Genomic DNA, 12441 nt, shown 5'->3' on the forward strand with positions numbered 1-12441 from the left:
AAATGGTCTAATCCCATTTAATTACATCTGTGCTTGCCTTGATGAACTGTGCCAGCCTGAGCCCGATATCGACAGCTTGTTACCCTGGAATTTTAAAACATAGGTGTAGTTCGCTAGACGCTCACGTCTCGTTTAAGGTAGTCTCCCCCTGAAAAACATGGAAACTGGTTTTTAGATGTTCATAGTTGCATGGAATCAATGGGTACTCTAAGCAAGAGGCGCTCCATACTTCCTGGGGAGTTTTGCCATTGAGTTCATTGTGTGGCTGATTTACATAATGCACTAAAAAATCGTGGAGATTCTGAACGAAGCTATCTACCGTCATGGCGGCAGCTTGTTTTAGCGTTTCATCTGTAGGGTTCCTGTTAGTGTTTTTCCCTTCATAACGCTTACCTTTGTATCCAGGCACGCCATGCACGATTTTATTGCCAACTTTAAGCTCAGCGCTTTCTAAAAACTCACTTCGGATCGTTTTATTAAATGATTCTACAAAAGGTTTTTTGTAGGGCTGATTGCTTGGCGCGTAAATCAGTTCACACTTCAATGATTCAGCTGTTTTTGCAAATGTTTCATTATTGAACCCCGGACCATTATCGCAAATTATTCTGATAGGTATGCCAAATGCATCGAGTTGTTCACTCGCGGGTATAACAATATTGCGAAGTAAGTTAACGCCACCGATAGCCTTTTCGGCTTCACCAAACTCCACAGTGACTGCAATCGGGTAGCGAGAATGACAATCAATGGCAATATATAAAGCGACTTTTCCAGTAACTTCTCCAGTAGTATCATCAATTAGGCGAAGATTAAGCGCTAATCTATCTGCTTCTATACGCGTAAGTACTCGATCCGTTTTGATGCGAGTTTTGTATGTTCTCATTAGCTTATTGACTTCAGCTCTGTTGCCCGAAGCTTCGGCACGGTCTAGATCGTTGAAGCTGTGATGGTGCTTTCTAAATTTTTCTCTACTTACGATGGTAATGGTAGGGTCATTCATCTCGTTGACCCAATTCTCATACTTTGCATGTCCTACAGCAATACTTGGAGTTATTTTTCCCATCATGAACTTTTCGTAACCCTCCCACATGATTTGTTCAGAGCGAGAGTCTGTTGTATTTCTCTTAGACTTTCGTTTTGGGAGAGAGTCAATATGACTAAACCCAGCGTCTTTAAACCTCTTCCACCACCTTGATAAGCTTGATTGGCTTGGATGCTTTACTTTAACAACTGTCCCTGGTTTGCTATTTATTGTTTGCTGCTCTTCCACTTCAGCTATAACCCGTTTATAAATTGATAACGTGGTCATATGTGCGTTTTCTTCTTCAAAAATCTTTTTCATTAAAGAAAGGTAAGGTGCTTGCTTTTCTTTTATTAGTTTTTGGAATGGATCTAATGCTGAATGAGGTGAATTAGGGGTAACTGGTATCAAATAAGTTTTTAAGGCAAATGCAAACTCATTACGAGTAAAAGTTTGCAGCTCCTTGGTTTTAATATCTCTAGTAACTACGTTTAATTGATCGCAAAACAAGATATCGAATTTACGATCTTTATCATCTAATAGTTGAGAATAAGGAAGTATATTCATCGAGCTTAATTTCTCAATTGAGTGCTGTCAGAAAGCTTTACAGTATTGTCAAACCCGATGTGTGAGTGAGCGAGTAGAGCAAAAGGAACAAATGGGCGAATGCCAATAGATTCAGCTTGTTTCCTCAAATCACCAAAAGTAGTTGGGAATGAATTAACTAAAGGTAATAATTTATGAACTTCGATCGGTTCTGTTCTTAGGTAGGGGTAAAGTGTTTTAAAGTTGCCAATAGTAATTGGGTTTAAATCCTTTTCAGTGACAATACGAACAGGGCGCCCAGTTAAGTGCTCAATATACTGCGCCTTTTCAGTAAACTTGTTTATAAAAGTTTTAGAATGCACGTACTTGTATGGATGCGGGTCAAAGTAAATACTAGAACCATTTTGAAGCTCAACTAATACATCGGGCGTATAGCGACCTGCTGGTGTATCCGCACTCTCTGGTTGGGTTGTATAGGCAGACACTCGTTCGTCAAATTCGAGCCAATACAAAAAGTCTAGCTCTAATGTTGATTCAACCCAAACATGGCAATTGTTCTTTAAACTGTAAAAGTAGTCTACGGGCCTATCTCGCCTGATCCTACGAAGTGTTCGCTGTTGCATAAAATTCTCCAAACATCCTGTTTATAGCTGCGTCATTCCTTGTGATTGATGAGCAAGTCATCATTTGAAGATGCATACTTGAGACTAGCTAAGTTAACCTATTTAATTTCCGTATTGCACTCAATCTTCATTAACGATCATAGCAGATAATTTCCAGATGGATTTCGTTGGTATGAAATAAAATCAAATAAAACAATGCCTTAAATAATATAACCAAGCAGTAAACAAAGATGAATAAGCACTTTCTTTGATAAATCAGCTAACTAGTCTAAATGATGAGAAATTTTTGATGTTGATAATTTTTTTGAGAAACTTGTTGTATTCGAATATAGGTATCTACAGTATTAACATTTCCACTTCTAGTACCTTTGCGAAGTTCGGCTGTGAGTGATGAAGAGACGGTCATGATAACTTTATGTAATTAGTTTTATTCTGCAAAGCCGGCTATCGTCTAACTCGTATTTGCCCCAAAATGAGTTTAGTTGAGCGTCGCAAATGTGCGAATAAGAGACAGTCAGAGTTATCTGGATATCTGGACTTAATTCTACAAAGCGGACGCTTAGCGAACCCGTTCATGCCCTAAAATTGAGGTTAGGCAATTAATTGCACCTTAAGAACGTTTAGCCAACCCGCATTAATTGTATAATGATGTCTCTTCTTCGAAAGAGTGTGTTTATGAGAACCATTGGAAAACTGGCAAAATATTTAGATATCTGTGTTGAAACTATCCGCTTTTATGAGCGCCAAGGTTTAATAGAACAGCCACCAAAACCAGAATCAGGTTATCGAATGTATGGCGAAACTCATGCCAGTCAACTCAAGTTTATTCTCAAAGCTAAAGCATTAGGATTTACCCTAAAAGAGATAGAATCACTGATGTCTTTAAGCAGTAATTGCGCTGAAGTCGAATCGTTGGGCTTACAAAAGCTGCAACTGATTCGAGATAATATCAGTGATTTAAAGAGGTTGGAAAAAGTAATTCAAGATATGACAGACTCATGCAAAGCCAATCAAGATCCAAAAACCTGCCCAATTATCAATTCGCTTAAGTAGTCATTGACTCCGTACCCATGTACGGAGTTTAAAATACCTCAAAAATAGAGGTAATTATGATTAATAAAATTCTCGATAAAATCGGCTCTGGTGGCGTTTGGCTAGCCGCGCTAAGCTGCACAGCGTGTTTTCCTGCACTCGGCTCATTAGCATCAGCTCTTGGATTGGGTTTCCTATCACACTTTGAAGGAATTGCTGTTAACACCTTATTGCCCTTGTTTGCTTCACTAGCGTTATTAGTTAATTTCTATAATTGGTATCAACATAAGCATGTGGTAAGAGGCATTTTAAGTGTCATTGGCCCAATTGCAGTATTGTTAACCCTTTATCCATTGTGGCAATACGACTGGAGCACTTACTTATTTTATTTTGGGATCATTTGGATGGTTGTCATGTCAGTGTTGGATATGGTTAAGCCTGTTAAGGAGCCAGTATGCAAGGTATAGAGTTAGAATCAAAGATAACCTGTCCAGAGTGCGGGTTTAGTAAGGTTGAGACTATGCCTACAAACGCTTGTCAGTGGTATTACGAATGCGGAAGCTGTAAAACATTGCTTAAGCCGTTAAAGGGAGATTGTTGCGTTTATTGTTCTTACGGAACAGTAAAGTGTCCTCCTATTCAAGAGGGGAATAGTTGTTGCACTGGTAAATAATTCATTCCCCTGACTGCTTAGTGTCAGGGGAAAGCCTTAATGCAAATTGTTTACTTGGTTCTTCCTGTGGCTGGTAACTTGGCAGAAATAAGTGCCGCTAAACTAATAAAAGCAAACGAAATACCCAAGCAAGCAGCTAACCCGTATAGCTGGAAAACCCAGCCTGACAACACTGTGCCAATTAAACGCCCCATTGCATTTGCCATGTAGTAAAAGCCAACATCTAACGAAACGCCATCGGCATCAGCCATGCTAACAATCAAGTAACTGTGCAGTGAAGAGTTAATGGCAAACAGTACGCCAAATACCATTAAACCAGCAATGAGCAGTGTTTTAACTTCCCAGCTAAAGTATAACGATAAGGCAATACCTAATGTCACCAGTGCTAATAAGCTTGCCCATTTTACAGTTTCAGTCGCAGGAGAAACGCTATCTTTGAAGTTGATTAGCTTAGGTGTCATTGATTGCACAATTCCGTAACCAATCACCCAAAGCGCTAAGAAACCGCCAACCGTCCAATGATCCCATTCAAAGGCTTGCGACAAGAACACAGGTAGTGCAACTACAAACCAGACGTCACGCGCACCAAACAAGAAGAGTCGTGCAGCCGACAATATATTAATAGAGCTGCTCTTTGAGAAAATGTCTGTAAACTTAGGTTTGTTCTTGGCTTTACCAAGGTCGCTTTTCAAAGCATACAGGCTGTAACACCAAACAAGAGCCAGAGCACCTGCCATTAACAACATTGCTCCTTTAAAGGTAAGCAAGGTTAACAGTAAGCCGCCTAAGAAAAATCCAACGCCTTTCAGGGCATTCTTAGAGCCTGTTAATACCGCGACCCATTTAAATAATGTGCCTTCTTGCCCTGCGGCAACCAACATCTTAATTGAGCTTTTCGCGCTCATTTTATTTAAATCTTTGGCAATGCCTGAAAGCGCTTGTGCAATCATCACATAGACAACGGTTAACCATTCAGCGGGAACGGCTAACATCAGCAAGGCGATTATTTGAATCGCCAAACCGATGTTCATGGTTTTATTTAGCCCTAAACGGGCACCTAAGAAGCCGCCAACTAAATTAGTGACAACACCAAAGATTTCATAAAACAAGAACAACATCGCAATGCTCAGCGGACTATAGCCTAACGCGTGGAAATGAAGCACTACCAACATGCGTAGTGCGCCATCGGTTAAGGTAAATGCCCAATAATTGCCTGTTACAACAAGGTATTGCTTAATATCGTCAGATAATGATGCCAAGCGCTTCATAGTATTACATTATCCCTTAATTGATAAACCAACTTTGCGAGCAAGCTCAGCCGTTCTGTTGGCGTATCCCCACTCGTTGTCATACCATGTGTATAGCTTCACCTGAGTGCCATTCACGACCATTGTTGATAGTGCATCTACAACGCTAGAACGAGGGTCGGTTTTATAATCAATTGATACTAGAGGCTTTTCTTCATAACCAAGAATACCCTTTAATTCACCTTCAGCCGCTTCTTTCATCCAAGCGTTAATTTCAGCTTCCGTTGTTGGACGCTCAACTTCAAATACACAGTCTGTAATTGACGCATTCGCCAAAGGTACACGTACCGCGTGACCATTTAGCTTACCTTTTAACTCTGGGAAAATATGAGTAATAGCCGTTGCCGAACCTGTGGTAGTTGGGATTAGGCTCATGCCACACGCACGCGCTCTACGTAAATCTTTATGCGGAGCATCTAGAATCGTTTGAGTGTTGGTAATGTCGTGGATAGTCGTCATCGAGCCATGTTTGATGCCGATTTTATCCAGTAACACTTTCACCACTGGTGCTAAGCAGTTTGTGGTGCAAGACGCTGCCGTTACGATTGAGTGCTGTTCAACATCATATAGATGGTCGTTAACCCCCATAACCACATTAAGTACACCTTCTTCTTTTACGGGTGCTGTTACAACGACTTTTTTTACTCCTTGGTCTAAGTAGGCTTGTAGCAACTCAGTTTTCTTCATCTTGCCTGACGCTTCAATGACCAAATCACATTCAGACCAATCCGTATCATTAATTGCTTTGTTTTGCGTTACACGAATGGCTTGACCATCAATTATCACGTTATTGTCATCATGGGTTACATCATGTGACCAAGTACCATGCACAGAATCGTACTTTAATAAATGTGCTAGCGTTTCTGCATTGCCAGCAGGATCGTTGATTTGCACAAACTCAATGTCTTGCCAACCAAAAGCAGCTCTAAGTGTTAAGCGACCCATGCGGCCAAAACCGTTAATACCAATTTTAATTGCCATTGTTAAGCTCCTACTATTTGAAACTCATTGAAAAAAGAAAGTTGTACTGGGTGTGAGAGCGCTTTAGGGCGCATTTTCTGCACTTGTTTAATAATGTCTGCCTTGTCGTAACCTAGTTCAAACATCAGTAGTCCAATGACTAAGCCTGTGCGACCAGAGCCGCCTTTACAATGCACGGCAATGGTGCCTTGATTGCGTAAGATAGATAGCATGTCATCAAGGTTTGATTTGAACGCTGCTGCAAAATCTTCATTTGGTGCATCGTCATCTAAAATAGGTAACTGAAACCATTTAATACCTTGTGCATCACACACTTGAGGAAGGTCTTCGGCTTCATTCTTGTTCATTTCTGCATCGTACATCAGCGTCACAATCGCTTGTGCTCCAGCATCTTTCAATTGTGTAACCGATGTTGTTAAATCAACGTCTTTTGTTCCGGGGCAAGGAGTAAAGATAAAGCTTGCGCCATTATCAAGTGTTAGTATGTCATATGGATGAGTGTGCATAAAAAGCCTCTTAATTATTCGTTAAACCAATGTTTTGTTCTGTTCACAATCGATACGAGAGACAACATAACTGGAACTTCAACCAGAACCCCAACCACGGTCGCCAATGCAGCGCCTGAATGTAAGCCGAAAAGGGAAATAGCTACTGCCACTGCCAATTCAAAGAAGTTAGATGTACCAATCAAACAAGAAGGTGCAGCAATGTTGTGCTTAAGCTTGAGTCTGACCGCGATAAAATAGGCAATAATGAAAATGCCATAGGTTTGCAGGATAAGCGGAATGGCGATTAGCAAGATATTAAGTGGTTGCTCAATAATGGTGTTAGCTTGAAAGCCAAACAGCAAAACGACTGTTGCCAGTAAACCGATAACAGAAAACGGTTTTAACTTCTCTAGCAAACTTGTGATAGCTGCTTCATCGCGACCTGAGCTGTTTAAGTGTTTTCTAGTCAGGATTCCCGCGATTAAAGGGAGCAATACATACAAAATCACCGAGATAAACAAGGTGCCCCAAGGTACATGAATGTCTGTTACACCAAGCAATAACCCCGCAATGGGAGCGAATGCAAAAATCATGATGATGTCGTTCACCGACACCTGAACTAAGGTATAGTTCGCATCACCTTTGGTTAATTGCGACCAGACAAACACCATTGCCGTACACGGTGCTACGCCAAGTAAAATCATTCCTGCGATATATTCTTGCGCAGTTTCTGGTGAAACAAAATCGGCAAACAATCCTTCAAAAAACAACCAACCCAATGCAGCCATAGAAAATGGTTTGATAAGCCAATTAATCACTAAAGTTAACACAAGTCCTTGTGGATTTTTGCCTACTTCTTTAATTGTTGAGAAATCTATTTGTACCATCATGGGGTAGATCATTACCCAAATGAAAACTGCAACAACCACATTGACATGGGCAACTTCAAGCTTTGCTATCGCTTCAAAAAGAGGTGGGTAAACAACCCCCAGTGCCATACCAGCAGCAATTGATATCGCAACCCAAACAGATAAATAACGTTCAAAAATCCCCATAGTCATATTCCTTAATTACAGCAGCTTGCAACACGCGTTGGGCGATCACCCATAGCATTCAATCTGGCTAGCTCTTGTTCAATAAAAATAGGTTCATTCACTACCGTTGATGTAATAGTTTGCTTCATCCACTCTGGTAGTGTTGGATTAATTGAATAAAATACCCATTGCTGATGCTTTCTGTCAGATAAAATGCCAGCTTTTCTAAGCTGTGCTAAGTGACGGGATACTTTAGGTTGGCTTTCTTCATCTAGCGCAGTCATTAACTCACAGACACATGCTTCACCTTCAACAGCAATAATTAATAGACTTTTCAAACGAATATCATCAGCTAACGCTTTGTAAAAAGTAGTTGGTGTGATTGGCGCTGGTTTTTGCTTTTCCTGTATCAGCAAAAACATTTTGAGCCGTTCATTTAGCTCTTGTAGCGTTTTTTCAAACGGGTTGGCATCTCTACGAGAACGAGGTTCAGGGAAATCCCAAGCAAGGCTGTTAGTACCATTGACTCGGCTATCACACTCTTTTGCCGCTTTATCACACAGGGTAATAACAAAATCAAAATGGATATTGCTAACTTCATCAAGGTGTTTTGAACGTAAGCCATCAGTCCGCAACCCAAAGTGCTCTATAGCTGAAAGCGTACGAGCATCAACACTATGTGGCTCAGTCCCCGCGCTGTAGACTTCATACTTGCCTTTTCCGTGATGTTTTAATAACGCCTCAGCCATGATAGACCTAGCTGAATTTTCAGTACATAAGAAGAGAACTTTCATGAATTACCCCTATAACAAATTAATTATATAATAAATTTGTTATACCTGTAATGCAATACATTTTTTGAAACTGAAAGTTACGACTAATCCTTTGTACCAAAATAACAGTTTCGCAAGCACATTTTTGTTTTAATAGATTTAGATGAACGTCCATTATTGTGGCTTAAGTTGTGTGAATAAGTAGTTGAGATGCTCTAACGCATTTTTTCAAAATCCTAATCAGTAATACATCCGCTATCCTCCATAATGACTTTTAAATAGGAGGTCACTATGAAACCAGAACTAAATCACAATGCTACTGGTGTGAAACGCCCTTTCAAGCTTGAAGAGATTTGGCGTATTCGCACTCGAATAGAAATTCAAAACAACTTGATGCAATTGGCCCTACTTAACAAGCTAAGATCATGTGACTTACTCTCTTTAAAGTTCGAGACGTCGCTACTCACGACCAAGTATTTGAGAGGGTTCAATTGACGCAGAAGAAAACAGGGATAGAAGTTCAATTTGAGATAACTCCGAGAACACAACAAAGTATTAGCCGTTGGGTTCAAGAAGTTAAATTGCAACCTAGTGATTATTTGTTTCGGAGTTTACGTCGCTCTAATCAACCAATAAGCTATTCATATTACAGGTCTATCACCAGGAGTTGGGCGGAACAATTAGGGCTTGATTCTGACCTATATGGAACTCACTCAATGAGAAGAACCAAAGCGACTTTAGTTTATGCTCGAACCAAAAATATACGTGCCGTTCAGTTACTACTTGGTCATACAAAAATTGATAACACCATCAGATATTTAGGAATAGAGATTGAAGACGCCATTAAAATATCGAGAGAAACCGATTGTTGATTTAACGCAGGCAGTGTTCTTATACTGCCCTTGCCCTAAAACGAGTTAATTTAAATGCTCTAAGGGCGGCTTTGAGCGAAAAGCAGACATTGACCGTTAATCGTTTCAACGACGGCAATTAGCCATACGTTGCATGTTTGCTCCCTTACTGGTTTTACGATATCCAAAACCGACATAACGACCATTAAGCAAATACCAAAGTAAAATAGGTATGTGCTCCAATCATATAGCCAAAGAGGATAAAGCGTTAATAGCACTGCTACAGGCCCTAGAATGCTGAAGACAGCTCTGGTATGGTTTTTATTTTTGTGCGAGTTGTATAAGTTTACCAATAGTTCCAAAGATGCAAAAATAGGTAAAAGCGTATTTACAGCTATTCCTTCGAAGTGAGAGAAGAAGCCTAGTCCTAATGCCGATGCAAGTGACCTTAATGCAGGGAAGCAGGCCGTGCCGCTAGCCAAACGCCACTAGAGCCTACTCTGTCTAATATTTTATTTATCATTTTAAAGTCTATTGGTTGATATTACCATCATTCTAAACTCCGTATATAAGTACGGAGTCAATCATTTTAATGAATCAATTATGGGGCAATGTGTTGGATCTTCGTTTTGCATACAGGTATTTGTCATATCCACAATTACTTTCTCTAAACGTTGAAGGTCATTAATTTTGTCTCGAATGATTGCTAACTTTTGTCGGCTTAATAGCTCAACTTGAGTGCAGTTGCTGTCCATAGACATTAGCGATTTTATTTCTCTTAACGTAAAGCCGAGCGCTTTGGCTTTTGTGATAAACCTAAGTTGTCCTGCTATTGTTTCGTCATATTGTCTATAACCAGATATTGGTTTTTCAGGTTGTGTAATCAGCCCTTCTCGTTCATAAAAACGAATGGTTTCTACATTTAAATTTAATGATTGTGCTAATTTGCCAATGGTTTTCATTATTGCCTTTGTGAATACTACTAATCTAAAGTTATATTTAGTTTAGCTATCCAATGATTTGATGATGCCGCACGCTTCAATTGTATTGTCTGAACCACAAGCACTTGCCATCTGTTGTAATTCAGCTTTAAGCGCCCTTAATTCTTTCATACGTTTATTCACTAGTGCAAGTTGCTGATCAATTAATGCATTAACGCTAGAGCAGCTTTCTTCTGGCTTATTTTTTAATTCGATAAGACGTTTAATATCATTGAGTGATATATCTAGGCTGCGACAATGCTTTACGAATTCCAATTGTTTAAGTGCTTTACTATCATACAGCCTGAAATTACCTTCTGAACGGTTTGGATTTAACAGTAATCCTTCTCTTTCATAATATCTAATCGTTTGTATTGAACAGCCCGATTTTTTTGACAATTCGCCTATTTTCATCAATTTCCCCCAGACATTTGACTCTATAGTTACTATAGGATCTATAGTATAGGTATGCAACGAAAGGGATATATAAAAATGACTGAGAAATATTTAAACAATACGAATATCGTTAATTTTGAACACAAAGATATCCAATCCCTGATCGATCAACGAGGGTGGAAAAATTTGGATAATTTCAACAAAATTGGTGCCGCTTATCAGTTTGTAAAAGATGAAATAATGTTTGGCTATAACAAGAGTGATGATATTTCAGCAAGCGATGTGCTAGCAGATGGTTATGGACAATGTAATACTAAGGGTAATCTGTTAATGGCACTATTGCGTGGACTAGGCATTCAATGCCGATTTCATGGGTTTACCATAGACCAGCAACTACAAAAAGGTGCTATCCCAAGCTATGTATTTTGGTTAGCACCTAAATACATCATTCATAGTTGGGTAGAAGTTTACTTTGAAGGGCGTTGGATAAACTTAGAGGGCTTTATATTGGATGAGCAATACTTAAGCTCTCTACAGGAGAAATTTGACCAAGTAAAAGATGATTTTTGTGGTTATGGTGTTGCAACAAAGTGCTTTTCATCACCAGATACAGATTGGCGTGGAGAAAATACCTATATTCAAAAAGAAGGTATTCATGATGACTTTGGGCTTTATGATTCCCCTGATGAGTTCTATCTCGAAAAAGGGACTAACTTGTCGGGGTTCAAACGCTGGATATATCAACGCTTGATACGTCACTTGATTAATATGAATGTATCAAAACTAAGAAATAGAAAAGTACTAGAGGTACAAAATGCACAACCATAATCATAGTCATAGTCATAGTCATCAACATGGTAAAGATGACCGTATTGGTTGGGCATTTTTCCTTAATGTGACATTCACTATTATCGAATTTATAGGTGGTTGGCTCACTAACAGTACGGCGATAATGGCAGATGCAGTTCACGATCTTGGTGATAGTCTTTCAATAGGTTTTGCGTGGATTTTAAGTCGTTTTTCAGATAAAGAAGCATCAGATAAGTTTAGTTATGGTTATCGTAGACTTACTCTCTTTGGCGCATTGATAAACAGTATTGTTTTAATCATTGGCTCAATTTGGATTTTATTTGAAGCAATTCCAAGGCTGTCCAATCCTGAAATGCCTGTAGTCGAGGGGATGTTAGGGCTAGCGATACTCGGCGTTGCCGTTAACGGATATGCTGTATTAAAATTAAAAGCGGGTGAAACATTAAATGAGAAAGTGCTGACATGGCACCTTCTTGAAGATGTACTTGGATGGGTTGCCGTTCTTATAGTCTCTATCGTACTGTTGTTCGCTGAACTGCCGATATTAGATCCCCTTTTATCAATAGGGTTCACGCTGTTCATCTTGTTTAATGTTTTCAAAAACCTGAAATCAACACTCGTTTTATTTCTTCAAGCTGCACCCGATAAAGAGACTCAAAAGCGTATTAAACTATCACTAATGGAATTTCCTGAAGTTAATGGTATCCACCACATGCACTTTTGGTCACTAGATGGTGAAAGTCACGTTTTAACAGCGCACCTTGAGCTGAGTGACAACTTTGACGTTAAAGAATTAATTAGGCTTAAACAAGAAGTTGCAGCTAAATTATCTTCCTATCATTTATCGCATACAACGATAGAGTTTGAGTTTTTAAATGAAAATTGTCGGGATGAAGCGCAGTAAGCTTTATCAATAAAATGTTGGGCAT

General features: G+C 39.4%; 15 protein-coding genes and 1 pseudogene. 6 read left to right on the forward strand and 10 right to left on the reverse strand.

Annotated features, from left to right (window positions below; all coding sequences use genetic code 11):
• Positions 1-121: 121 nt before the first annotated feature.
• Together BW139_RS16030 and BW139_RS16035 are read right to left on the reverse strand one after the other, a co-directional pair.
• Positions 122-1585 carry a DDE-type integrase/transposase/recombinase gene (locus BW139_RS16030; RefSeq protein ID WP_076920324.1) on the reverse strand — a complete coding sequence of 488 codons (1464 nt, stop codon included), beginning with the start codon at positions 1583-1585 and terminating at the stop codon, positions 122-124.
• Positions 1586-1590: 5 nt separating this feature from the next.
• Positions 1591-2187 carry a hypothetical protein gene (locus BW139_RS16035; protein WP_076920325.1) on the reverse strand — a complete coding sequence of 199 codons (597 nt, stop codon included), beginning with the start codon at positions 2185-2187 and terminating at the stop codon, positions 1591-1593.
• Between the two features lie 675 nt (positions 2188-2862).
• On the opposite strand from BW139_RS16035, the gene BW139_RS16040 reads away from it, so the two are divergent.
• From BW139_RS16040 to BW139_RS18615, 3 genes are read left to right on the forward strand one after another with little or no spacing between them, the layout of a single operon-like run.
• Positions 2863-3240 (forward strand): MerR family transcriptional regulator, encoded by a 378-nt coding sequence (locus BW139_RS16040; RefSeq protein ID WP_076920326.1) that lies wholly within the window; start codon positions 2863-2865, stop codon positions 3238-3240.
• Positions 3241-3296: 56 nt separating this feature from the next.
• On the forward strand, positions 3297-3686 hold the full coding sequence (merC, locus tag BW139_RS16045; protein ID WP_036983713.1) for an organomercurial transporter MerC: 390 nt from the start codon (positions 3297-3299) through the stop codon (positions 3684-3686).
• Complete coding sequence (locus BW139_RS18615; RefSeq protein ID WP_076920327.1) at positions 3674-3892, forward strand: GDCCVxC domain-containing (seleno)protein; 219 nt, start codon at positions 3674-3676, stop codon at positions 3890-3892. The genes merC and BW139_RS18615 overlap by 13 nt, the downstream gene beginning before the upstream one ends.
• 50 nt (positions 3893-3942) lie before the next feature.
• On the opposite strand, the gene arsJ is transcribed toward BW139_RS18615, so the two are convergent.
• From arsJ to BW139_RS16075, 5 genes are read right to left on the reverse strand one after another with little or no spacing between them, the layout of a single operon-like run.
• Positions 3943-5160 carry an organoarsenical effux MFS transporter ArsJ gene (arsJ, locus tag BW139_RS16055; RefSeq protein ID WP_076920328.1) on the reverse strand — a complete coding sequence of 406 codons (1218 nt, stop codon included), beginning with the start codon at positions 5158-5160 and terminating at the stop codon, positions 3943-3945.
• A gap of 9 nt (positions 5161-5169) precedes the next feature.
• Positions 5170-6180 (reverse strand): ArsJ-associated glyceraldehyde-3-phosphate dehydrogenase, encoded by a 1011-nt coding sequence (locus tag BW139_RS16060; RefSeq protein WP_076920329.1) that lies wholly within the window; start codon positions 6178-6180, stop codon positions 5170-5172.
• Positions 6181-6182: 2 nt separating this feature from the next.
• Positions 6183-6686 (reverse strand): cyclin-dependent kinase inhibitor 3 family protein, encoded by a 504-nt coding sequence (locus BW139_RS16065; protein WP_016898911.1) that lies wholly within the window; start codon positions 6684-6686, stop codon positions 6183-6185.
• A gap of 14 nt (positions 6687-6700) precedes the next feature.
• On the reverse strand, positions 6701-7723 hold the full coding sequence (gene arsB, locus BW139_RS16070; RefSeq protein WP_076920330.1) for an ACR3 family arsenite efflux transporter: 1023 nt from the start codon (positions 7721-7723) through the stop codon (positions 6701-6703).
• Between the two features lie 11 nt (positions 7724-7734).
• Positions 7735-8496 (reverse strand): metalloregulator ArsR/SmtB family transcription factor, encoded by a 762-nt coding sequence (locus tag BW139_RS16075; RefSeq protein ID WP_076920331.1) that lies wholly within the window; start codon positions 8494-8496, stop codon positions 7735-7737.
• A gap of 270 nt (positions 8497-8766) precedes the next feature.
• Here BW139_RS16075 and BW139_RS16080 point away from each other — a divergent pair.
• Positions 8767-9347 (forward strand): annotated as a pseudogene (locus BW139_RS16080) (tyrosine-type recombinase/integrase).
• A gap of 59 nt (positions 9348-9406) precedes the next feature.
• Here BW139_RS16080 and BW139_RS16085 read toward each other — a convergent pair.
• From BW139_RS16085 to cadR, 3 genes are all read right to left on the reverse strand, one after another.
• Positions 9407-9808 carry a MerC family mercury resistance protein gene (locus tag BW139_RS16085; protein ID WP_254844984.1) on the reverse strand — a complete coding sequence of 134 codons (402 nt, stop codon included), beginning with the start codon at positions 9806-9808 and terminating at the stop codon, positions 9407-9409.
• A gap of 102 nt (positions 9809-9910) precedes the next feature.
• A complete protein-coding gene (locus BW139_RS16090) occupies positions 9911-10288 on the reverse strand; it encodes a MerR family transcriptional regulator (protein ID WP_055018870.1) in 378 nt (125 codons plus the stop codon).
• A gap of 42 nt (positions 10289-10330) precedes the next feature.
• Positions 10331-10720, reverse strand: a complete 390-nt coding sequence (cadR, locus tag BW139_RS16095) for a Cd(II)/Pb(II)-responsive transcriptional regulator (RefSeq protein WP_002962247.1) — start codon at positions 10718-10720, stop codon at positions 10331-10333.
• Between the two features lie 78 nt (positions 10721-10798).
• Between cadR and BW139_RS16100 the strand changes: the two genes are divergently transcribed.
• Both BW139_RS16100 and BW139_RS16105 read left to right on the forward strand, forming a co-directional pair.
• Positions 10799-11530, forward strand: coding sequence for a transglutaminase family protein (locus BW139_RS16100; protein ID WP_076920342.1), 732 nt, complete (start codon positions 10799-10801; stop codon positions 11528-11530).
• Positions 11517-12416, forward strand: coding sequence for a cation diffusion facilitator family transporter (locus BW139_RS16105; RefSeq protein ID WP_076920332.1), 900 nt, complete (start codon positions 11517-11519; stop codon positions 12414-12416). Before BW139_RS16100 ends, BW139_RS16105 begins: the two co-directional genes overlap by 14 nt.
• Positions 12417-12441: the final 25 nt, after the last annotated feature.

Source organism: Pseudoalteromonas sp. SK18, assembly GCF_001974855.1.
Taxonomy (GTDB): Bacteria; Pseudomonadota; Gammaproteobacteria; order Enterobacterales; family Alteromonadaceae; genus Pseudoalteromonas.